The following is a 21,033-nucleotide window of genomic DNA, read 5'->3' on the forward strand; positions in this document are numbered from 1 at the left end:
GCAGCTAAATGTTTATCCGTTTATTTTACACGCTGCGAAAATATGGCGTTCCTGTGACAACCAGAGAATTGATAGATCTCAATCAGGCAGTAGCTTCCGGTGTGGTGTTTGCCGATCAGGAACAGTTTTATCAGCTGGCACGTACTGTCATGGTCAAAGATGAACGATACTTTGATAAATTTGATCGTGCGTTCAAGGACTATTTTGAAGGAATAGAAAGCTTCGATATTGATGATTTACTTAATCAGGTCAAGCATTTACCAAAAGACTGGTTCGATCTGGAATTGCTGGAAAAGCATCTTAGCCCGGAACAGCGTGAAGCATTACAAAAAGCAGGTTCACTGGAAGAACTGATGAAAATGCTGGAAGAACGTTTACGTGAACAGCATAAAAAGCATCAGGGTGGTAATCGCATGGTCGGTACCGGTGGGACTTCGCCGTTTGGTGCTTTTGGTGATCATCCGGAAGGTGTGCGTATTGGTGGTCCCGGCCGTAAAAAATCTGCGGTCAAAGTATGGGAACAGCGTAAGTATCAAAATCTCGATGATGATCAGATGTTGGGCACCCGTCAAATGCAAATGGCATTGCGTCGGCTGAGAAAATTTGCCAGACAAGGTGCTGCCGAAGAACTGGACATTGGTACAACCATTCAAAAAACTGCCCAAAAAGGCATATTGGATGTACAAATGGTGCCAGAGCGACGTAACCGTATCAAAGTATTAATGCTGTTTGATGTGGGCGGCTCGATGGATGCCTATATAGCCCAATGTCAAAAGTTATTTACTGCGGCAAAGTTTGAGTTTAAAACACTGGAATATTTTTATTTCCATAATTGCCTGTACGATTATGTCTGGAAAGATAATCACCGTCGTCAAAACACCCGAATGGAAACTTTCGATCTTTTTCATAAATATGGCAAGGATTATCGGGTGATCATTGTCGGTGATGCCAGTATGGCACCATATGAGCTGACATCGGTCGGTGGTTCGGTAGAATATATGAATGACGAAGCGGGTATCGTCTGGCTGCAACGTCTAAGGCAGCACTTTGATAAAGTGGCATGGCTAAATCCTGAAGAACAAGGATATTGGCAATACACCCAAACGATTCAAGTGATCAAACAAGTTTTTGAAGATCACATGTATCCGATGAGCTTAAAGGGCATCGAGGATTTGACGCGTTATTTATCCCGATAAGGTGTCAATCGACCTTATATTTACTGTTGTTTTTATTCAGTCTTTTATCATCAGGGCATTGCCATGACAGAATATCATTTAAATGGAGTTGCACTCCCAAACGAACAGGGCTTTTTTGGTGAATATGGTGGTCAGTTTATTCCGCCACATTTAAAGAAAGCCATGGATGACATTAATGTAGCTTATGAGGAAATTCGCCAACAACCGGAATTTCAGCAAGAACTACAAGATTTATTCACCTATTATGTGGGTCGTCCGAGCCCTTTGTTTCATGCTAGACGGCTATCCGAGCAACTGGGTGGGGCACAGATCTATTTAAAACGTGAAGATTTAAACCATACCGGTGCACATAAAATCAATCATTGTTTGGGTGAAGCTTTACTGGCCAAATATATGGGCAAAACCAAAGTGATTGCCGAAACAGGTGCAGGACAGCATGGTGTTGCACTGGCAACAGCCTGTGCATTGGTCGGTATTCCCTGTGAAATTCATATGGGACAAGTTGATATTGAAAAAGAACATCCAAATGTCGTCAAAATGAAAATTTTGGGCGCTACTCTGATTACGGTAACGCGCGGGACTGCAACTTTAAAAGATGCGGTTGACAGTGCGTTTGAGGAATATCTCAAAGACCCTGAAAATTATATTTATGCCATTGGTTCGGTGGTTGGTCCGCATCCTTTTCCAAAAATGGTCCGTGACTTCCAAGCCATTATTGGCAAGGAAATTAGACAACAAGCACAAACACAATTTAAGCAGTTACCGGATTACATCGTGGCTTGTGTGGGTGGTGGTTCTAATGCCATGGGGGCATTTAGTGAGTTTCTGGCGGATGATCAGGTGAAGCTGATCGGTGTCGAACCGGCAGGTCATGGTCTACAAACCACACAACACTCTGCAACTTTAACCTTGGGTAAACCGGGTCAGATTCATGGTATGGCATGTTATGTGTTGGAAGATGAGAAAGGTGAACCTCTGCCTGTTCATTCAATTGCTTCAGGGCTGGATTATCCGGGTGTGGGTCCACAACATAGCTATTTAAAGGATATTGGTCGGGTGCAGTATGAAACAGCGACCGATCAGGAATGTCTGGACGCTTTTATGACATTATCCCGTGTAGAAGGGATTATTCCGGCATTGGAAAGTTCACATGCTGTGGCATGGGCGATTCGTGAAGCAGGAAAATTACCTAAAAATATTAACATTGTGGTAAATGTATCGGGTCGTGGGGATAAAGATGCAGATTATGTGGCTGAAAAATTAGGTTTATAATCCATCGCAATATAGAAAGAGAAAAGCGCATCAATTTGGATGCGCTTTTTCGATAAAGAAACTGAAAATTAGTTAAATGTTTTAAAACGTTCGCTGTCGGCAATAAAGGTTTTTTCACCAGCCGGAGCTTCAATTGAACCAATCACAAGTTGTGCACGTAATTTCCAGGTTGCTGGAATATCAAAGGTTTGTGCCACTTCTTCATCGATAATCGGATTGTAGTGTTGCAATGATGCACCTACACCAATTTCAGACAGGGCAGTCCAAACTGCAAATTGTGCAATTGCTGTGGAATGTTCGGACCAAACCGGGAAGTTATCGGCATAAGCAGGGAATTGATTTTGTAAGCCTTCAATTACTGCCTGATCTTCATAGAACAAAACTGTGGCATAGCCCGCAGAAAAGCTATCAATTTTTGCATTGGTTGCAGCAAAAGCTTCGGCTGGTACGATTTTTCTTAAGGTTTCACGTACAATTTCCCAGAATTTATGGTGGGAGTCACCAAATAATGAAACCACACGAGAGGATTGCGAGTTAAATGAAGAAGGCGCATATTTAACAGCCGTCTGAATAACTTCATTTAATTGATCCGGAGTTTGTTGAATATTTTTACCGATTGCATAGATTGTACGACGTTTTTTAATATGATCAATAAATGACATGTTGATTTCCTCTTTTCGAAATTTTTGTAAAGTTAAATAAAGGCTTATGAATATACGATCATAAAATGATAGTCCCGTACATGCATAAGTTTTCAATCTTGTGGTTCAGTATAATTAAAACTTAAAAGCAGTGTTAGCCTTAGATTTAAGATGGATTGTTCTAAAATTGAAACGAAAATCGATGACTTGAAATTGAGCCACATTCTAAATCATATACAGGTTTAAATGATGTGATCGGTTTCGGTTAATTGCTCAACCAGATAATCGATAAAAACTTTTACTGCGGGTAATATACCTTGCCGACTTGGGTAAACCATGTGGAAAATACCATGTGGAGCATGCCATTCTGGTAATACATAAACCAGTTCACCCGATTGAATGGCATCTGCACTGATGGAATCGGGCAGTAATACGATTCCACAGTCCTCTTTGGCCAGTTGATTCAGCATCACAAAATCCAGACCTAATACATGTGGTTCAATTTTAATTTTAAAGGATTCACCATGATTTGAATTGAGTTCCAGATCATGCCGGATCACATGTTCCATCATGCTTAATAAACGATGTTGTGCTAATTCATCTGGATGACGAGGCGTACCGAATTGATTGAGATAGGCTTGACTGGCACAAAGATGTTGTTGAATTTTGGCAAATCGTCGTACGATCAGTCCGGTATCGTTGTCAAGTTGACTACGTACTCGCAATGCAATATCAATTCCCTCATTAATAACATCATATCTGCGATTGCTAATGAATAACTGAATCTGAATTTCTGGATATTGTTTTAAAAAATTGGGCAGTATTTTTGCCAGTTCATGTTGTGCAATCGAGGTTGGTGTACTGATTTTTACCGTTCCGCGAGGTGTTTCACTAAGTTTATGTACGATGTCCTGTGCAGCTTGTGCTGCATTCAACATGATTTTTGCTTGTTCGTAGATTTTCATTCCCATATCAGTGACAGAAAACTGCCGGGAATTGCGATGAATTAAGCGAACGCCTAGATATTGCTCCAGATTTAGTATTCGACGACTAAGTTTGGATTTTGGAATATCTGTTGCGCGTTCTGCTGCACTAAAGCCACCATGTTCAACCACGACAGCAAAGCAATAAAAATCATCAAAATGTGAAATCATTTAAGAAAAATAGATCTGGGCAGGAAATTAATTGTAACTGAAATTTAAAAAAAATAAAGGAAGAAGCGCTGATGCAAAGCAGATGATGGCGTCCCTACGGGGATTCGAACCCCGGTTACCGCCGTGAAAGGGCGATGTCCTAGGCCTCTAGACGATAGGGACGTTGCGAGGTGTGCGTATAGTACAGAGAGTGAAATTTATTGTCAATTAAAATATTAATATATGCTGCAAGTGGGTCAGTTGTATCAAGATAATAGATAAGGTTATGAAAAATTCCTTAAAAAAATAAGTATCAATCTTTGAAGTAGCGTGTTAAGCTAAGATTGTAATGTACGGATTTATACAATTGTTGCTTTAATTCTAGGGCATAATATATAAATCAAAATTACTAATGGATGTGGATAGGTTGATGTTGAAAGTTTTTCAGAATGACAACGATAGATAAGAAAACAACACTGTTTTTGTTTCGTGTTTCTCTGCTGTTAGCAACACCTGTGCCTCCTTATTTATTAAAAAATCGATGAGGAATTGTTATGTCAGCACGTGAACAAGGTGTTGTAAAGTGGTTTAACGATACTAAAGGCTTTGGTTTTATCCAACGCAGCAACGGTGAAGATGTATTCGTACATTTCCGTGCGATTCAATCTGATGGTCACCGTTCTTTACGTGACGGTCAACGTGTAGAATTTACAGTTGCACAAGGTCAAAAAGGTTTACAAGCAGAAGAAGTTCGCGCTGTAGATTAATTTTTGAAATTGAGTAATGAGAAAACGCCTTGATAGCTCTTATTGAGGCGTTTTTTGTATGTATATTAGTTTTATATATAATATTATTTTCGTATTTTGGATAGACAATCAACATTATGGTTTGTGACTTTGATGCTTTAAATTTGCACCCCGAGCTTCAGCAGGCAATTGATGCTTTAGGTTACACGCAAATGACCCCTATACAGCAAAAGGTTTTAACATTTACTTTGGCTGGGCATGATGCAATAGGAAGGGCGCAAACAGGAACAGGTAAAACAGCTGCTTTCCTGATTAGTGTGATTAATGATTTATTGAATAATCCTATTCAGACACAACGCTACCGGGGTGAACCGAGAGCATTGATTCTTGCACCGACACGAGAGCTTGCCTTACAAATTGAGGCAGATGCGAAGTCTCTGACAAAATTTTCAAATCTGCATCTTGTGACCTTGTTGGGTGGTGTGGACTTTGACAAACAAAAACAGCAATTGGCCAGCGATTATGTCGATATTGTGGTTGCAACACCAGGGCGTTTAATCGATTTTGTTGAACAAAAAGAAATCTGGCTGGATCAACTTGAATTTCTAGTGATTGATGAAGCAGATCGATTGCTGGATATGGGTTTTATTCCTGCAATCAAGCGCATTATTCGTTATGCACCGCCTAAAGAATCTCGTCAGACCTTATTCTTTTCTGCAACATTTAATATTGATGTATTGAATCTGGCGTATCAATGGCTGCATCAGCCGATTACTGTTGAAATTGAACCAGAAAAGAAAACCAATGCCGATGTGGAACAGCGGATTTACATGGTGTCCAATCAGGATAAATATCGCTTGCTCGAAGATGTGCTGAAAAATGAACCGATCGAAAAAGTCATGATTTTTGCCAATCGTCGTGATCAGGTCAGAAAATTATATGATCGTTTAAAAGCAGATGGCTATCAAGTTGGCATGCTGTCAGGTGAGATTACACAAGACAAGCGTCTGAAAATGCTGGATAATTTTAAAAAAGGTAAAGTGACCATCATGATTGCAACCGATGTTGCGGGTCGAGGCATTCATGTGGATGGCGTATCCCATGTGATTAATTTTACTTTGCCTGAACAATCAGATGATTATGTGCATCGTATTGGCCGTACAGGTCGTGCTGGCGCACAAGGCATCAGTATCAGTTTTCTATCTGAAGATGATGGATTTAATTTGCCAAATATTGAAAAAGCAATTGGACAAAAATTGCCTCTTACTCGGATTGAAGGCTATTGCTAGCCTTCAATGTGTTGTTATAACTGCTTATTTACAATAAAAATCCAAAGTAACATTATAGTCGGTATCCTGACTAATATTGACGTCTTTGCCTAAAATTGCACCGGCAATTGAGCCAGCCTGATTAATGATTTTGCCTGTGCTTTCATCGACCACACCATTATATTGAGTTGATTCATTGCTGACCACCGGTGCAGTTCCTCGTTTACACGTATTTTGTGCTGCTTTGACGGCATTGTTTTGTGCGGTAATTTTATTTTTGCCAATACCTGTCACTTGGTATTGATTATTTTCTTTTTGAATAGCAAGGCTTGATGTGGGTTGTGTTGCACAGGCGGTCAATCCGATGGCCGCACAGATTGATAAAGTGATCATTATCGGTTTAATCGTATTTTTCATTTTCTCATCTCAGCTGTAAATTCATTTTCTTGATACTTGTTTATCATAGCCTGAGCATAAAAATAAAATATGGAAAAACTGTAACTTATCTGTTTTGAAATTTTTCTGTTTAGACAAAATCAGACACACTTATCTTGTGTTCTTCATATTTTTGCTATGATACATTGCACAGGGAATCATTTATGAAAGATATATAAGATGCAGGATTTAACCACCGAACAGGTTGTACAATTCATTAACAGTCGCCAGTCAATTGGCCATCTTGTCGAACCGGCACCGACACCAGCACAATTGGAACTCGCAATTGAGGCAGCCTTAACAGCACCTGATCATCATCGTTTGCATCCATGGCGCTTTATTGTGGTTCAGGGAGAGCAGCGCGCAGCTTTTGGAGAGCTACTTGCGCATAGTTTGCGTGAAGATGGTGAAACTGATGAGAATCAACTTGAGCGTGTCAAACACCATCCTTTAAGAGCACCGTTATTACTGGTTTGTGTCATGCAATATCATCCACATCCGAAAGTGCCACACTATGAGCAGGTATTAAGTTGTGGTGCAGCCATTCAAAATCTACTTCTGGTGTTACAAGCACAGGGCTTTGCAAGCATGTGGCGTTCTGGAGCAGTGGCTGAGTCTGCGCATTTTAAAAGAATTTTAGGCTGTAATGTCACAGATGAAATTGCCGGTTTGGTGTATATTGGTACCTCGCCCAAAGCAATTGCGCCCCGTCAAAAACTTGCTGTATCAGAATTTTTAACTCAATGGCAGGCATAATGTCTGTTCATGTACTTATTTTTCACAAAGTCATCTGTCAGTGTGTGGATTTTTAAGCATTGTGTTGTTGGCGAGATGGTGCAAGTTTTATTATTTAATGATTTTGGAAAGGTTGACTCGTGTCTCAAGCAAATTTTACAGAAATTGTTCAGGAACAAGGATTGGAGCCAGAGGCAAAACCGCATTTGCGTGTGACTGTACTTGGCGGCGGCAGTTTTGGTACTGCAATGGCAAATTTAGCCGCTCGTAATGGTTGCGATACCATGATGTGGATTCGTGATGCTGCTTCTGCAACAGAAATTCAGAACAGTCGGGTCAATAAACGCTATTTACCAGATTTCACGCTTGAGCAAAGTTTAAAGGTGGTTTCTGATCTTGAACTGGCCATTCGGGATCGTGACATTATCCTGATTGCAATTCCTAGTCATGCCTTTCGACATGTGGTGCAGCAAATTGCGCCAATGATCACTGCGCAGGTTGTGGTGTCATTAACCAAAGGCATTGAGAAAGATACCTTTTACTTTATGAGTGATATTATTCGTCAGGAATTGCCTGAAGTGCCTTACGGTGTATTGTCAGGTCCAAATCTTGCCAAGGAAATCATGCAGGGTATGCCGGCAGGAACGGTCATCGCCAGTCATTCCGAACAATTGCGTGTCGCAGTGCAACATGCTTTGCATAGTGCATTATTCCGGGTTTTCGCCAGTGATGATGTGCATGGTGTGGAGCTGGGCGGGGCATTAAAAAATATTTATGCGGTTGCCATGGGCATGGGGGCTGCATATAACGTCGGTGAAAACAGTAAAAGTATGTTGATTACCCGTGCTTTGGCAGAAATGAGTCGTTTTGCGGTAAAACTGGGTGCCAATCCGCTAACATTCCTAGGCTTATCTGGTGTTGGTGATTTATTTGCAACCTGCAATAGTCCCTTAAGTCGTAATTATCAGGTCGGTTATGCATTGGGGCAGGGTAAATCGCTACAACAGGCAGTTGAGGAATTGGGGCAAACAGCGGAAGGAATTAATACCATTGTTCAAGTCCGTGCCCGTGCCGAGGAACTGGATGTGTATATGCCGATTACCTGTGCATTATATGAAGTGATTTTTGAACACGCGCCGCCGCTTAATGTCGCTTTATCCTTGATGAAAAATGGTAATCGCAGTGATGTGGAATTTGTTTTGCCACATCAACAATTGTCATAATTATTTGTTAAAATAAAATATTATTGGAGAGTTTGATCATTTATGCGCTTGATATTGGTACGTCATGGGGAAGCAGATCCAAACCGAAGTGGTCTGGATTCTGCTCGGCAATTAACAGACAAAGGTCATCAACAGGCAGCGTTGACTGCACAGTATATTGCCGAGAATTTTCAGCCGGATTTGTTTGTGGTCAGTCCCTATATCCGGGCGCAACAGACACTGGCCCATATACAACAAAAATTCCCAAATGTGCCGATGCAAGTCTATAAGGATATTACGCCTGATGATCCTGCTGCGCCTGCGCTACAATGGCTCTCAAATTTAACCCAGGAAACAGTGGTTGTGGTTTGTCATATGAATATTGTGGCCTATATCGCAGCATTATTAACCGAAGATGTTCCAGAAGGCTTTGCATTGGCAGAAGCCAGAGTTTTTGAACATCCTGTGATTATGGTTGGACTTTCTCAGGAAAAAGCACGTTTTGTACCGCATGTTCAAAATTAAAAAAACGAAGGAATTAAAATGTTATATCTAGCGATGCCTGAGGGACAAGGACAGTGGTTATGGCAACTGGATGACGGGGCATGGCAAGTTGCGGACTCTATAGATCAACTCATTCAAACTGTGCAAATTTTATATAAAGGCATCGATTGTGTGGTATTTTTCCCGAGTCAAAGCGCACAATTTTTTACCCAGGCGCTGCCACGGGCACAGTATAAACAGTTGGGACAGCAGGGTGTTGCTTATTTAATTGAAGAATACACTATCGATCCGATTGATCATCTGGCGATTTTTCATGATTTTCATGATGATCAGGTCAATTTTATGGCCATGTCACAAATGACACGGGAAACCTATCAAAAAAGTCTGGCATTGTTGCCATGGCATGTATTGGCATTATTACCGGATTTTCTGCTTGTGCCTGTTCCCGATAAAGACAATTGTAATATTGCACAGATTTTTGATCGAAAATTAGTACGTTGGTCGCTTTATCGTGGCTGGTCTTTTGATGATGTCACCTTACTTGCACAGTTGCCAGTGACAGTAAATATCGCCAATTTATATCAGCTAGATGACGGTTTGACTGCTTCAGTCAAAGCCATTATAGGTGATGATGTGGATTATCGTGTACTTGCACTGGATAAAATCAACATTTCACGTTTTAAACAACATCCCTTCAATGCTTTGTTAAAAACCAAACGTAAACAGAATTCCGGGGCGAATTACTGGAAGGCTTGTGCTGCAATATTGTGTCTGGCTGTGATTGCGCAAGTGACTTATGATACTTTGCAATGGTGGAAATATCAGTCCATTGCCAATCAAACTGCACAATTGGCAATTGATCAATATAAACAGTGGTTTCCCAATGAAAGCCGTATCAATGAGCAAAATTTAAACAGTAATTTTAAGTCCAAATTAAGTAGCAATGCTGCGGCCGATCGTCAGGTATTGCAGTTAATTAGCAGGGTTGGACCCATTTTACAACAAGCCAATATTGCAGCAGAACAAGTCACTTATCAGGACAATGTCCTAAATTTAAGTTTAATCGCCCGTAATAGTGATGTGTTAACTCGCTTGACAGAGCAATTCAAACAGCAAGGTTTTGCAGTGGAATTGGGTGCAATACGTAATCAGGGCAGCAATGTCATTGGTTTGGTAAAGGTGCAATAACGATGGCAAATCGCATAACAAATATGTTGAATGGTCTGAGTGGGCGTTTGAATACGCTTGTGGTTTTTGTGGAAGACTATCTGGATCAATTGCAGCCGCGTGAACGCATTGCAGTCATTGTTCTGGCACTTTTTCTCAGTGTTGCAGCAATCGTATCTTTGTTATGGTTTCCCCATCAGGCTGCCCTGAAACAACAACAGAGAGTAACCGAGTTAAAAGATACTATTCATTGGATGCAAACCAATGCCGTACAACTGTCGACAGAAAGTACCGATGCATTAACAGCAGCTGAAAAAGTCCAGCGTGTTGCCCAGCAACAAGGACTAAGTGTACAAAGTCAGGATAATCAAAATCAGATTAAACTCACCACTTCTCATCAGAATTATGCAGTGCTGGCAAATTTTTTGACCCAGCTTGCACAGCAAGGACTGAGCATTGTTTCCATGGATATGCAGAAGCAAAGTGATGGGGTCATTAAACTAATTGCAACAATTCAATAGATTCGTTGTCCTGAATATTGATGAATAGGCATACCTTTTAGCATTCGCCTAGCGTATAATTAAAGCATTGACGCCAAAAATTATTGATTAAACGGTATGTTATATTCTTTAGCTCGTCCTATTTTATTTAAACTTGAAGCGGAACGTGCCCATGAGGTGACGTTGTCTGCATTAAAAACGTCCTATAAATTAGGCTTCATTCAAACCACCTACAAACAATATCTTAAACCCTTGATTTGTATGGGTATTACTTTTCCGAATCCAGTGGGATTGGCAGCCGGATTGGATAAAAACGGTGATTATATTGATGCCTTGGCTGCGTTAGGCTTTGGTTTTATCGAGATTGGTACCATTACACCACGTCCACAACCGGGTAATCCGCATCCTCGCTTATTCCGTTTGCCTGAAGCAAAAGCAATCATTAATCGTATGGGGTTTAATAATGATGGCGTTGACAAACTGGTGGAAAATGTAAAAGCTGCCCAATACAAAGGCGTATTAGGGATTAATATTGGTAAAAATGCCGATACACCAGTTGAAAATGCCACTCAAGATTATCTGATTTGTCTTGATAAAGTCTATCAATATGCTTCTTATGTAACGGTAAATATTTCCTCACCAAATACCAAAGGTTTGCGCAGTTTACAAAGTGGTCATGCATTAACTGAATTGCTTGACACCTTAAAGAATAGACAGCTGGAACTGGCTGAAAAATATGGTTTTTATGTACCATTGGTGTTGAAAGTCGCGCCTGATCTGGAACATGAAGACATTGAGTTTATTGCGGGCGAATTATTAAGATTCCAGATTGACGGATTGATTGTGACCAATACCACCTTAAGTCGTGAAGGGGTTGAAGGTTTAAAACATGCTGAAGAACAGGGTGGTCTATCCGGCGAACCAGTCTTCAAAAAAAGTACGCATTGCCTGACACAATTCTCCAAAATCTTGCAGGACCGCATTCCCTTAATTGGTGTTGGCGGGATTTTATCCGGTGATCAGGCTGCCTTGAAACAGGCCTCTGGCGCAAGTTTGGTGCAGTTATATAGTGGATTGATTTATACAGGTCCTAATTTGATTGCAGACTGTGTAAAAACCATGCATTCCGTCTAATGCACATATTAAACGATGAATAACATTGATCTCGTCATTTTGGTATTGTTACTGTTGAGCAGTATAAACGGTTTAAGACAGGGCTTAATTCATGCGCTGGCGAATTTGATCGGCTGGGTTTTGGCGCTGATTCTGGCAATTCGTTATAATGAACAAGTACAGCCCTGGATGGCATTGTTAACCGATGATATTACGGTACAAAAAATTGCGGCTTTTGCTGTCATAGTTATGCTGGTGATTTTCCTAACTTGGATTGCCGGCTATTTTCTGCATCAGGTGTTTAAAAAATTAAAATTATCATGGCTGAATCGTCTGGCAGGTGGCAGTTTTGGCCTGGCAAAAAGTCTGGTGGTATTTCTGGTATTAATTCATACGCTGGATCCATGGTTTGCCGAAAGTAAAACTTGGAAAAGTTCAAAAATGATTGCTTTATTGATGCCTTATGCAGCACCTGCTACAGCTTACTCTAAAGAATTTGTACAAATAACGACTGACAAGCTCGAAAATCAACAATCTGATAAGAATAATCACAGTCAAGGTGTTATAATGCAAAACTCAACGACTGACAACAAAAGTCAGGTTGATAATCCATTTCAGTAAACTCCCTAGCTGGTCTGCGAGGTCATTATGTGTGGTGTGGTTGGTATCGCTGGTAAATCACCTGTAAACCAATTGTTGTACGATGCTTTAACGATGTTACAACATCGTGGGCAAGATGCGGCAGGGATTATTACTTGTCACGAAGGTCGCCTGTATTTACGTAAGGATAATGGTATGGTACGTGATGTATTCCATACCCGTCATATGCGTGCATTACTCGGTAATTATGGTATTGGCCATGTGCGTTATCCGACAGCAGGATCTTCAAGTAGTGCAGAAGCACAACCTTTTTATGTCAATTCTCCTTACGGTATTTCTTTGGCGCATAATGGTAATTTGACCAATGCAGCTGAAATCCATAAGGATTTATTTAATGCTGATTTTCGTCATATCAATACAGATTCTGATTCTGAAGTCTTGTTAAATGTGTTTGCCCATGAAATGCAAAAATGTGGCAGGGTTGATCCAAGTGAACATGATGTATTTGGTGCCGTAACCCGTGTGCATGAGCGTTGTAAAGGTGCTTATGGTGTGGTGTCATTAATCACTGGACATGGTCTGGTAGGTTTTCGTGATCCGAATGGAATTCGTCCATTGATTTATGGTTCACGTACCACCGAAGCTGGCGAAAAAGAATATATTATTGCATCAGAATCTGTTGCAATTACAGCACTAGGCTTTAAAGTCGAACGTGATATCGAACCTGGTGAAGCCATTTTTATTAATGCCAATGGCAAGCTATTTACCAAGCAATGTGCCGAACATCCGAAATATCGCCCATGTATTTTTGAATATGTATATTTTGCCCGTCCGGATGCTACACTTGATGGTATCTCAGTGTATAAAGCCCGCCTGAAAATGGGTGAAAAACTTGCACATAAAATTTTGCGTGACTGGGGCAAACAACATAATATTGATGTGGTGATTCCGATTCCGGATACCAGTCGTACCTCTGCTTTGGAATTGGCCAATACGCTGGGTGTTAAATTCCGTGAAGGCTTTATGAAAAATCGCTATATCGGTCGTACCTTTATTATGCCGGGACAGCAGCAACGTAAAAAATCAGTACGTCAGAAATTAAACCCAGTTGAACTGGAGTTTAAAGGCAAAAATGTCTTGCTGGTAGATGACTCAATTGTACGCGGTACCACTTGTGAAGAAATTATTCAGATGGCGCGTGATTCGGGTGCAAAACAGGTGTATTTTGCTTCGGCAGCACCCATGGTCAAATATCCGAATGTTTATGGTATTGATATGCCGGCCAAATCTGAATTAATTGCCTCAGGCAGAACTGTCGAAGAAGTTCGTCAGATTATTGGTGCAGATCGTTTGATTTTTCAGGATTTGGAAGATCTAAAAGAGGCTGTTCGTACCGTTAAAGTTCCTGATATTACTGAGTTTGATTGTGCAGTTTTTGATGGTGTGTATGTAACTGAAGGGATCGATGCCAATTATCTGGCACGTCTTGAGAAAAATCGAAATGATATTGCGAAAAAGTCTAAAGATAACTATATTGATGTCAATGTCGATGCAGCTTCTGTAGATTTAACCGGTATTCGTGAAGATGCATAATCTTTGTTTTAAGATGAAGTGATTGATTCACTTCATCTTATTGACAAAAAATTAAAGGAAATGGAGTAAAATATTTTAAAAGAAATTTAGGATCGTAATGCCCAAAAAAAATATCACAATATTATTTCTTTCCTTCTTGATTGTTACTCTGGCAGTAACAGCTATTCTTAATTTAATTTTTGGTTTAATCGTTCATTTCTTTGATCAGACACAATCCATCTGGTGGCATATACTCAGTCCGATTGTTGTGATCTTGATGCTGATTCTTATTTTAGGTTCTGCTTTATTTAAATCGTGGTCTTATCAAAAAAATGGACAACGCATTGCAAAATATCATCAGGCAAAAAAAATTGAACTTGTGAATTGTGTACCAGAAGAAGCTTTGGCATTTAAAATTAATCTGGAACTCGCAGAAAGTTGTAATGTCTATCCTGCACATCTTTATGTCTTTGATCGAGAACTGGGGATTAATGCCTTAACTGTGGGTTATGCAGAAAAAGATGTCAGCATTATTTTGACATGGGGTGCTTTACAATCCATGAATCAGAATGAATTAAAGGGTATGCTGGCGCATGAATATAGCCATATTATAGCAAAGGACTATATCGAACATACCCAACTTGAAGTGTTTTTAGCAGGATTTTTACTGATTAGTCAATTAGGTAGCTATTTTATTGTACGGGGCACACAACATAAAACCTTATTGATTGATAGCATCTTTGCTGCAATCTATGTAGCACTAGGTGGCTTTATCTGGCTACTTGGCAGTTTAGGGGTAATTGCCAGCCGGATTTTAAAATTTATTATTTTTTATCATCGTGAATTCAAAACCGATTTAGCTGCATGTGAACTGGTTGATCAGCAATATTTATTGCATGCGCTGACAAGGATATACGTACACGATCAAGGTTCACATATCTATCGTACTGATGGTGAATCGATTGCACATTATTGCTTTGCGAATGCCTTGAGTGAACAAAGCTGGTTTAAGATTCATCCATCTTTAAGCCGCCGCATTAATTATTTACATCCAAATTTTAGCCGGATTGCAGTGGGAGAAAGTAAACCTTCGGAAATAAACTGGCAAAATCTGATTTCAAAATTATTGTTGCCAACCAATGAAGAGGTTTTACTCGATGCATTAGATGCACAGCATTGGCAACTGCCTCAGCAACGTCCTTATTTAAGGCTATCTCCGATTAGCTTTACAACAAAAGATGCCGTAAGGGCATTAAGTCCGGAAATTCGACAATCAATGGAACGTCCGGAACTGTTATTAAGAGCCATGCAAACTGCAACAGGGTGTCGTGAGGTCATTGTTGCGATCTTTATGATTCGACAATATCGAGAGTTTATCCCCGAAGATGCACAGGTCAGTCAAGCCATTATAGAGGCTTTATTAAAACTGGATGGACGGGTGCATATACAGGTTTTCTATGAAGCACTTAGACATATCGATAATATGCCAACCATTGCCAGTCGACAATTTCTAAATCGTATTTCACAAATTATTCAGGCAGATGGTGAGATTGGTTTACTCGATTGCTTGTTACTGGAACGCGTAAAGGCGACACAAAATATGCTGGACGATGCCTTAATTGTTTCCAGAAAGCACTGTACCGAAGCAATTGTGCATCTGGTTGATGCGATCTTGCATGTACAGCAAATCAATAGTCATAATCAATTAAGAATTCATCATAATATACTTAAACGTATATTGATGCATGATGAGCTGCAACATTATACTGCAATTACAGATCAACCACTGGATCTTTCTAATAGTTTACGTTTGATTTCAGGCTTGCTAGTCCGAGAAAAACTATATTTATTAAGTGTAATTGAACATGAACTTTGGTCTGAGAGAGTAATTACGCAAGATGAATTAGATGTATTGGAGTTACTGTATTGGCGCTTAGGTTTTGAAACACAGGAAGTGGTCAATCGAATGTTAAAACAAAGTAGTTTATTGATTTTATGATGATTAATTAAGCATTTGATTTTTTGGTACTTGCCAGACTAAAGTTTTGATGGTATCTTTCGCATCAGCTTAACAAGCAACATAGAAATAGAGGATTGGTGTAATGGTAGCATGACGGTCTCCAAAACCGTTCGTCAAGGTTCGAGTCCTTGATCCTCTGCCACTTTTTAATAATAAAAACAAAGACTTAAAAATTTATATATTTTTCTGACAGGTTTTTGACAGGATTTCAATTTTAAACTCTTCAAAAGAAAGGCTGCATTTCGCAACCCTTCATTAAATCTAATTTGTATTCAGCTTTGACATCTCGATTTTGTTTTTATCGCCATTCATCCACTTAGCGTATCTTTTCATTAACATCTCTAAGCTATGACCAAGCTGCGAGGCGACAAATACCGGATTAAGCCCATCCATCAGCATCATTGTGGCATACGTGTGCCTGGTATTGTATGCAGGGCGGTGCCGGATAAAACAGCCTTGCATGGCTTCAACCAAACGATCACGTGCGGGTTGTTCACTATAAAAAGGCTCACCAGTTTCAGGGCAATACATTACATAGTTAGGATGAAGTCTGAGATTGCGTATTTCTGTCAAGGCTTGTTTAGATCTCTCATTCAGACATACATCCCTGATGGTATGTGTTTTCGTCACAGGTTTTTCAATACCTCTTACTCGGCTTTTACTGATCCGGACTGTACTGTTAAACCAATCTATATCATTCCATTTTAAGGCGAGCATTTCTGACGGCCTACAACCGGACCAGAATGCGAACTCGAAATACCAATAGTAAAATCGATCCTCACTGATCATATTTTTATCAAGCCAATCCAGAAGGGCATTCATTTCTTCACGGCTGAATGGATCGGGAATGCCTATTTGTACTTTCTTATTTTCGATACCAGCCATTGGATTCTCAGTAATAATCTTACTTTTCATGGCTGTTTCAAAAACACCACGGAGGGGAATCAAGCAGTTATTTAAAGTTTTGGCGGTAGTGAACTCTTTAGATACGATTAATTCCCTAAGGTCGTCGTGAGATATGGTGTGAATAGGTACTAGTGCAAGGTGAGGCATCCAGTGAAAATTTAGAGTATTTACATATCCTTTTTTGGTATTAAGGTCGCCATCCCATAAACGTAAATATTTTTGAGCAACCTCTTGAAATAAAACGCCACTACCTACGATAACGCTCTCTTTTTCTACAGTAATACCTTTTGCTTTAGCAATGTCTTCATCAGTCAAAATACCCCATTCAGCCTTAGTAATTAGGTCGCTTCTAATTTTACTGGCTGCGCTAATACCTTCCGCAGTCGTGGGGTGCGGGAGTGTGATGTTGTATTCTTTTCCTTTACGTTCAAAGTAGATTTGGATTGATCCATTGCGTATCCGGACGCCTGTTGGTAACGCTTTTGGGCTTGTTCTGTCAGCCATTGATTATAACCCTTTATCGAAAAATATATATTTCCGTCTTGTTTTGACCAGACTATATCTTGTGGCCATTTTTTGCGACGATGATTAAGTTTTTCCTCGGCAATGCCAGTGAGTTTAGAAAATTGACTTGCATCAACCCAGTCAATAGGTGTTAGACCCAACTCAAGCAATGCTTCTAAAATTTCATTTGGCATCACAGCACCTCAAAAAATAATTAATTTTTTAACTCGCCACGCTCTTTTTTGAGTATTCCTACTACAGTGTCGCGTGTTGTTGTCACAAATCTTTCAAAAGACTTTGTTGGTAAAGTATCAGCCAGCATTGAAGTGCTTAACCCGAAAATATGCATCGCAAATAATCTGGCCTGTTCTGGATCTTCTTTATCCATTGCCTCTACCATTGGACCAATAATTCGATGATAAATCTGTTTCGCAACCTGATCCGGTGTACCGCTGATTTCACCAATTTGGAGATATTCTGTTTTTACTTTAGGCATCTGTATTTCCCTCACTTCAACATGCCAAGTTTTTTCATTTTTTGGCGCATGGTGCCTCGGTTTAAACCAAGAATTTCAGCGGCGGCAGTTTGATTGCCACGGCATCGAATAAGAACGCTCTCAATTACGGGTTTTTCGATAATTGCAAGAACATCGCGAAAAAGGTTTTTACTATCTGATTGAATCAGTTCATCAATCTTTGCATGAGTTAAAATTGCTTCTTTCATTTTTAATACCTATCTATTTAAATTAATCTGTTACCCCGTATCGCCACAGTGGGGCATGCTGCAATATGAATGCTTGGCTAACCGTTGTTCCACCTCGTTACTCTTTGCTTGCACCATTGCAGTGGTGGGCTTGGTCAGGATCACCTTTCACGATTCCTACACGGCCTAGATAGAGCCAACATCCTTTCTGGCTAACGTGGAATTACTCGACCAATTCAGGGTTAAGTTTCTGAATCTTGGTACCACCAATAATTTTGAACAACGGATTTAGAGCCGTAATATCAAGCTGTTTTTTAGCTCTGGTTGCAGCGACATATAAAAGTCTTGCTTCATCGTCCGTTAAGACTTTCTCACCATCACTAGCGGATTCTTTATAGAAGAAGTCATCACCAAGTTTGACCTTGTTAAATTCCAGACCCTTAGATTTGTGGGCTGTGGTGACAATGCAGTCATAATCGCTAGAGTTGCTTTTGAGCAATGCTTCAATTAATGCATTTTCACCTACTGAATTAATCAGACTGACCAGCGGTTTAAGATCATTTCCGGTAACTTCGTTTGTGTACTCAGTGATTTCTTCCCAATTACTAAAGCCTTCAAACACGCTACCATCATGTACTTTGATACCAGATTTAACTTTTTTGGCATCTTCAATATTTTTTAATAATGATGTTGTATCAACTTCAAGACGTGGTTCACGTCCAATTTTGACCAGCTCAACCATGTTGGAGAGGGCAGCGGCATTGGTGCGATAGATAAATGCATCGGCAATTTCATTGCCAATTTCACAAACATGGGAATCGATCTGCTTAAAACCACGTAGTGGAATTTCCTCATCCAGCACATTGAACAAAATTTTGTTGGCAAGGTCGGCAATGTTTTGACCAAAACGGAATGACTGACTTAAACGTGTTTCAGCAATTTCCAGTGATTGCATTGCATTGACAGCACCACGAAACGCATAGATTTGCTGGTGACGATCACCTACATAGATGACTTGAGCACGTTGCTTGCTCAAAACATTCAACATGATTGGATCAGCATCCTGTGCCTCGTCAAATAAAATGAAGTCGGCATTAATCACTGGATTGCTCAATGCCCAATATTTTAGGTAATGGTCATGTTCGAGACGATTAATGCCAGCAGGATTTAAAATGTCATTCCAGTAATCATTAGCCTTAGGTAAAAGAATGTTGGCAAGTTCAGCACGGTATGTATCATCCATCCAGTCGGGTAGTGCAGCATAGACCTGTGCTAACTGGATCTCCACATGGTTGGAACGGCAGAAATATCCCACAGCGTTCATCATTGCGGTAGCCATATGTTTAGAATTAAATAAACGCTTCCGGTCATCCTCACCACGTTGTTTGACCAATGCCACTGGCACCTGATAATTTTCAAGATCATGACGAGATGCCAATTGGTTTGACATCAAGCGACGATTCTTTAATTTATTGGTCAACCATCTTGGAACTGAATTATAAGCAAGGCTATGAAAAGTTCTGCATTTTACATTTTGGTTAAACTTTGCCTGTGCTTCAGTTGCGATAGCTTTGTTAAATGCCAGGTACATGCCTGCCTGACCGGTTTTAGCATTCCCGATAAGTTTAAGCGTAGATGTTTTACCGGCACCTGCATAGGCAGTCACTTTGCATGATTGTCCACGTAATGCCATATCTATGGCATTTTGTTGTTCAATAGTTGGGTTCATATTCCTATCTTCCTATTGGCACCCTCAAAACTGAGGGCACCGCATGCCAATGATTAAGCCGTTAAAGCTGCTTGTTTTTGCTCATAACTCAAATTAATCGCATTAGTCTGAGGATCATTAAAGTTTGCGGAATGTGGTTCAAAGCTTTTAGCCATAACTCCATCCAATGCTTCAAGTGATTTTGCAGCTTCGATACCATCAAGCACCTGAACAAAGCGATATTGTGTACTGTATGTTTCTTTAATTTTGGCTTGTTGATCTTCTGCAATATCGCTAGGAATTGCTTTTGAGAACTCTTTGAGTTCGGCAATGGTATTCAATTTTTTAATGTGATCTATTGCACCATCTACATCATAAGGTGCACTATCATGTGCCTGAGATTCCATATCAATGACAGTAGCTTCCTGTTGCTGCTCACGTTCAGCCATCTGAGCCTTGAGACCACCCGCACCTTGATGTTTTTTTACTTGTGATTGAGCAGGTGTAACATCTACTTCTTCACGTTCAACGATTTCATCAGGGGTGTAAACACCTAGGATTACATCCGGTGTATATAAACGAGACCAACGCTTAATAGCTAAATAAGCAAGTTGTTGGCGTGGATCAGCAAGCCATAATGGTGAGTTGCGAACAGGACCTACTTGTCCCATTGATAGAGTGATTTCGCGTGGTGTTGTCTCACCTTTTAATGTTGCCCAGACCTTTACACCTTTATCCCACGACTTATCTTCTTTCCCATTAATTTTTGCCCAATCGCCGTACCACTCAAATTGCAAGCGACCTGTGACTGGTGCACGGTTAATGATTACAGCATTTACAAGCTGCGCTTCATAACCAAGGGTGCCATTGATTTGATGTGTTTTTTGCGCTACTGCAAATGGGTCCATTTGCCATTGTACGGACTGCATAATTACTGCAAGACAGTCACTTGGGTTATTCTGAAGGTGCTTTGGTACAGAAAACTTAGACGATGCCATCGTTTCAGCCAACTTCTCGAAACGAGACATCATTTCGGGATTCATCATAATATCGAAAGCTGTGATAGGTGCTGGCATAGTATTGTTTGGTACGCTTACTGCTGTATTCAT

The 21,033-nt window shown here is 40.2% G+C and carries 22 protein-coding genes and 2 tRNA genes; 14 read left to right on the forward strand and 10 right to left on the reverse strand.

Annotated elements, in window-relative coordinates:
- The first annotated feature begins 8 nt into the window (after positions 1–8).
- A complete protein-coding gene (locus CRO21_RS05955) occupies positions 9–1,196 on the forward strand; it encodes a vWA domain-containing protein (RefSeq protein WP_097078405.1) in 1,188 nt (395 codons plus the stop codon).
- Positions 1,197–1,259: 63 nt separating this feature from the next.
- Positions 1,260–2,468, forward strand: a complete 1,209-nt coding sequence (trpB, locus tag CRO21_RS05960; protein WP_097078406.1) for a tryptophan synthase subunit beta — start codon at positions 1,260–1,262, stop codon at positions 2,466–2,468.
- A 68-nt stretch (positions 2,469–2,536) separates the two neighbouring features.
- Here trpB and CRO21_RS05965 read toward each other — a convergent pair whose 3' ends face one another.
- The 3 genes from CRO21_RS05965 to CRO21_RS05975 all read right to left on the reverse strand — a co-directional run bounded on the left by CRO21_RS05965 (position 2,537) and on the right by CRO21_RS05975 (position 4,425).
- The gene (locus CRO21_RS05965) at positions 2,537–3,130 is read right to left on the reverse strand and encodes a nitroreductase family protein (protein ID WP_097078407.1); all 594 of its coding nucleotides are present in this window, start codon (positions 3,128–3,130) and stop codon (positions 2,537–2,539) included.
- Between the two features lie 221 nt (positions 3,131–3,351).
- Positions 3,352–4,263, reverse strand: coding sequence for a LysR family transcriptional regulator (locus CRO21_RS05970; protein ID WP_097078408.1), 912 nt, complete (start codon positions 4,261–4,263; stop codon positions 3,352–3,354).
- Between the two features lie 86 nt (positions 4,264–4,349).
- Positions 4,350–4,425 (reverse strand) — tRNA-Glu (locus tag CRO21_RS05975).
- A 371-nt stretch (positions 4,426–4,796) separates the two neighbouring features.
- Between CRO21_RS05975 and CRO21_RS05980 the strand changes: the two genes are divergently transcribed.
- Together CRO21_RS05980 and rhlB are read left to right on the forward strand one after the other, a co-directional pair.
- Complete coding sequence (locus CRO21_RS05980) at positions 4,797–5,009, forward strand: cold-shock protein (protein ID WP_087620004.1); 213 nt, start codon at positions 4,797–4,799, stop codon at positions 5,007–5,009.
- A gap of 116 nt (positions 5,010–5,125) precedes the next feature.
- The gene (rhlB, locus tag CRO21_RS05985) at positions 5,126–6,277 is read left to right on the forward strand and encodes an ATP-dependent RNA helicase RhlB (protein WP_097078409.1); all 1,152 of its coding nucleotides are present in this window, start codon (positions 5,126–5,128) and stop codon (positions 6,275–6,277) included.
- Between the two features lie 24 nt (positions 6,278–6,301).
- On the opposite strand, the gene CRO21_RS05990 is transcribed toward rhlB, so the two are convergent.
- Positions 6,302–6,673 (reverse strand): hypothetical protein, encoded by a 372-nt coding sequence (locus CRO21_RS05990; RefSeq protein ID WP_097078410.1) that lies wholly within the window; start codon positions 6,671–6,673, stop codon positions 6,302–6,304.
- A gap of 198 nt (positions 6,674–6,871) precedes the next feature.
- Between CRO21_RS05990 and CRO21_RS05995 the strand changes: the two genes are divergently transcribed.
- From CRO21_RS05995 to CRO21_RS06040, 10 genes are all read left to right on the forward strand, one after another.
- Positions 6,872–7,447, forward strand: coding sequence for a nitroreductase family protein (locus tag CRO21_RS05995; RefSeq protein ID WP_097078411.1), 576 nt, complete (start codon positions 6,872–6,874; stop codon positions 7,445–7,447).
- Positions 7,448–7,566: 119 nt separating this feature from the next.
- The gene (locus CRO21_RS06000; RefSeq protein WP_097078412.1) at positions 7,567–8,649 is read left to right on the forward strand and encodes an NAD(P)H-dependent glycerol-3-phosphate dehydrogenase; all 1,083 of its coding nucleotides are present in this window, start codon (positions 7,567–7,569) and stop codon (positions 8,647–8,649) included.
- 42 nt (positions 8,650–8,691) lie between these two features.
- On the forward strand, positions 8,692–9,153 hold the full coding sequence (gene sixA, locus CRO21_RS06005) for a phosphohistidine phosphatase SixA (RefSeq protein ID WP_097078413.1): 462 nt from the start codon (positions 8,692–8,694) through the stop codon (positions 9,151–9,153).
- An 18-nt stretch (positions 9,154–9,171) separates the two neighbouring features.
- Positions 9,172–10,320, forward strand: a complete 1,149-nt coding sequence (gene gspL / locus CRO21_RS06010; protein ID WP_097078414.1) for a type II secretion system protein GspL — start codon at positions 9,172–9,174, stop codon at positions 10,318–10,320.
- Positions 10,321–10,322: 2 nt separating this feature from the next.
- Entirely contained in the window at positions 10,323–10,820 is a 498-nt protein-coding gene (gspM, locus tag CRO21_RS06015) for a type II secretion system protein GspM (RefSeq protein ID WP_378234937.1), read from the forward strand.
- Positions 10,821–10,916: 96 nt separating this feature from the next.
- Complete coding sequence (locus tag CRO21_RS06020; protein ID WP_097078415.1) at positions 10,917–11,933, forward strand: quinone-dependent dihydroorotate dehydrogenase; 1,017 nt, start codon at positions 10,917–10,919, stop codon at positions 11,931–11,933.
- A gap of 15 nt (positions 11,934–11,948) precedes the next feature.
- Positions 11,949–12,533 (forward strand): CvpA family protein, encoded by a 585-nt coding sequence (locus CRO21_RS06025; RefSeq protein ID WP_097078416.1) that lies wholly within the window; start codon positions 11,949–11,951, stop codon positions 12,531–12,533.
- A 27-nt stretch (positions 12,534–12,560) separates the two neighbouring features.
- Positions 12,561–14,105, forward strand: coding sequence for an amidophosphoribosyltransferase (purF, locus tag CRO21_RS06030; protein WP_097078417.1), 1,545 nt, complete (start codon positions 12,561–12,563; stop codon positions 14,103–14,105).
- Between the two features lie 97 nt (positions 14,106–14,202).
- Positions 14,203–16,083: a M48 family metallopeptidase gene (locus CRO21_RS06035; RefSeq protein ID WP_097078418.1), complete on the forward strand. Its 1,881-nt coding sequence runs from the start codon at positions 14,203–14,205 to the stop codon at positions 16,081–16,083.
- 89 nt (positions 16,084–16,172) lie between these two features.
- Positions 16,173–16,246 (forward strand) — tRNA-Trp (locus CRO21_RS06040).
- A 119-nt stretch (positions 16,247–16,365) separates the two neighbouring features.
- Here CRO21_RS06040 and CRO21_RS06045 read toward each other — a convergent pair.
- From CRO21_RS06045 to CRO21_RS06065, 6 genes are all read right to left on the reverse strand, one after another.
- Positions 16,366–17,325 (reverse strand): tyrosine-type recombinase/integrase, encoded by a 960-nt coding sequence (locus CRO21_RS06045; RefSeq protein WP_228150371.1) that lies wholly within the window; start codon positions 17,323–17,325, stop codon positions 16,366–16,368.
- Between the two features lie 23 nt (positions 17,326–17,348).
- Positions 17,349–17,708, reverse strand: coding sequence for a hypothetical protein (locus CRO21_RS17645; protein ID WP_228150372.1), 360 nt, complete (start codon positions 17,706–17,708; stop codon positions 17,349–17,351).
- Positions 17,709–17,728: 20 nt separating this feature from the next.
- Entirely contained in the window at positions 17,729–18,010 is a 282-nt protein-coding gene (locus CRO21_RS06050) for a hypothetical protein (RefSeq protein WP_097078420.1), read from the reverse strand.
- An 11-nt stretch (positions 18,011–18,021) separates the two neighbouring features.
- Positions 18,022–18,237 (reverse strand): helix-turn-helix domain-containing protein, encoded by a 216-nt coding sequence (locus CRO21_RS06055; RefSeq protein ID WP_097078421.1) that lies wholly within the window; start codon positions 18,235–18,237, stop codon positions 18,022–18,024.
- A gap of 202 nt (positions 18,238–18,439) precedes the next feature.
- The gene (locus tag CRO21_RS06060; protein WP_097078422.1) at positions 18,440–19,945 is read right to left on the reverse strand and encodes a 3'-5' exonuclease; all 1,506 of its coding nucleotides are present in this window, start codon (positions 19,943–19,945) and stop codon (positions 18,440–18,442) included.
- Positions 19,946–19,998: 53 nt separating this feature from the next.
- Positions 19,999–21,033, reverse strand: a complete 1,035-nt coding sequence (locus CRO21_RS06065; RefSeq protein ID WP_097078423.1) for a RecT family recombinase — start codon at positions 21,031–21,033, stop codon at positions 19,999–20,001.

This window comes from Acinetobacter puyangensis (assembly GCF_900096995.1).
Taxonomy (GTDB): domain Bacteria; phylum Pseudomonadota; class Gammaproteobacteria; order Pseudomonadales; family Moraxellaceae; genus Acinetobacter; species Acinetobacter puyangensis.

What these genes read in the sequence shown, in the direction of transcription:
- CRO21_RS05955 (WP_097078405.1), top strand. Translation starts at nt 9, where the DNA reads ATGTTTATCCGTTTATTTTACACGCTGCGAAAATATGGCGTTCCTGTG.
- trpB (WP_097078406.1), top strand. Translation starts at nt 1,260, where the DNA reads ATGACAGAATATCATTTAAATGGAGTTGCACTCCCAAACGAACAGGGC.
- CRO21_RS05965 (WP_097078407.1), bottom strand. Translation starts at nt 3,130, where the DNA reads ATGTCATTTATTGATCATATTAAAAAACGTCGTACAATCTATGCAATC.
- CRO21_RS05970 (WP_097078408.1), bottom strand. Translation starts at nt 4,263, where the DNA reads ATGATTTCACATTTTGATGATTTTTATTGCTTTGCTGTCGTGGTTGAA.
- CRO21_RS05980 (WP_087620004.1), top strand. Translation starts at nt 4,797, where the DNA reads ATGTCAGCACGTGAACAAGGTGTTGTAAAGTGGTTTAACGATACTAAA.
- rhlB (WP_097078409.1), top strand. Translation starts at nt 5,126, where the DNA reads ATGGTTTGTGACTTTGATGCTTTAAATTTGCACCCCGAGCTTCAGCAG.
- CRO21_RS05990 (WP_097078410.1), bottom strand. Translation starts at nt 6,673, where the DNA reads ATGAAAAATACGATTAAACCGATAATGATCACTTTATCAATCTGTGCG.
- CRO21_RS05995 (WP_097078411.1), top strand. Translation starts at nt 6,872, where the DNA reads ATGCAGGATTTAACCACCGAACAGGTTGTACAATTCATTAACAGTCGC.
- sixA (WP_097078413.1), top strand. Translation starts at nt 8,692, where the DNA reads ATGCGCTTGATATTGGTACGTCATGGGGAAGCAGATCCAAACCGAAGT.
- gspL (WP_097078414.1), top strand. Translation starts at nt 9,172, where the DNA reads ATGTTATATCTAGCGATGCCTGAGGGACAAGGACAGTGGTTATGGCAA.
- gspM (WP_378234937.1), top strand. Translation starts at nt 10,323, where the DNA reads ATGGCAAATCGCATAACAAATATGTTGAATGGTCTGAGTGGGCGTTTG.
- CRO21_RS06020 (WP_097078415.1), top strand. Translation starts at nt 10,917, where the DNA reads ATGTTATATTCTTTAGCTCGTCCTATTTTATTTAAACTTGAAGCGGAA.
- CRO21_RS06025 (WP_097078416.1), top strand. Translation starts at nt 11,949, where the DNA reads ATGAATAACATTGATCTCGTCATTTTGGTATTGTTACTGTTGAGCAGT.
- purF (WP_097078417.1), top strand. Translation starts at nt 12,561, where the DNA reads ATGTGTGGTGTGGTTGGTATCGCTGGTAAATCACCTGTAAACCAATTG.
- CRO21_RS06035 (WP_097078418.1), top strand. Translation starts at nt 14,203, where the DNA reads ATGCCCAAAAAAAATATCACAATATTATTTCTTTCCTTCTTGATTGTT.
- CRO21_RS17645 (WP_228150372.1), bottom strand. Translation starts at nt 17,708, where the DNA reads ATGCCAAATGAAATTTTAGAAGCATTGCTTGAGTTGGGTCTAACACCT.
- CRO21_RS06050 (WP_097078420.1), bottom strand. Translation starts at nt 18,010, where the DNA reads ATGCCTAAAGTAAAAACAGAATATCTCCAAATTGGTGAAATCAGCGGT.
- CRO21_RS06055 (WP_097078421.1), bottom strand. Translation starts at nt 18,237, where the DNA reads ATGAAAGAAGCAATTTTAACTCATGCAAAGATTGATGAACTGATTCAA.
- CRO21_RS06060 (WP_097078422.1), bottom strand. Translation starts at nt 19,945, where the DNA reads ATGAACCCAACTATTGAACAACAAAATGCCATAGATATGGCATTACGT.
- CRO21_RS06065 (WP_097078423.1), bottom strand. Translation starts at nt 21,033, where the DNA reads ATGAATACAGCAGTAAGCGTACCAAACAATACTATGCCAGCACCTATC.